The sequence below is a fragment of the Bradyrhizobium sp. Kon37 genome (genome assembly GCF_055807535.1).
The window spans coordinates 1-388 of the sequence record NZ_JBVVOY010000162.1 but is presented as its reverse complement, the minus strand read 5'-3'; the positions used below and the strand labels follow the sequence as shown (position 1 = coordinate 388).

The window sequence follows — 388 nt, the reverse complement described above, 5'->3', positions numbered from 1 at the left end:
GGCTGTCCGACAATCAGACCAGTGATCGGGTCAGTATGACCGGCGATATAATCCGCCACGCGTTCCACGTCTGCCGGTTGCGGAAAAATATTGCTCCGGTTATCCATAACAAACGTCACCCCGACTGTGCCACCGCCTTTCCATGTCGGAAAACACCAGGCACGGGTAACACCGCTGACTTCACGTGCCCAGCGAACGTAATCAAACTGATTACCGCCGAACGGAGGATACTGGACACGATATTCCAGCCGTGACAGCAGCTCCGCTGCACTCTCAATATCAGCTCCACCGGAAAACCCTTTTACAGTGATGGCATCGGAAACAACACAGGCAACCGGGGTGATCAACGTTAATATGGTATTCTCACCGGTATTTCCTGCTTCACCGG

1 protein-coding gene is annotated in these 388 nt (G+C 53.4%); it reads right to left on the bottom strand.

The annotated features are described in order from the left end of the window. Positions 1 to 388, bottom strand: a 388-nt coding sequence (locus AC0L3J_RS37605; RefSeq protein ID WP_473350460.1) for a baseplate J/gp47 family protein, incomplete at both ends; no start/stop codon positions are given.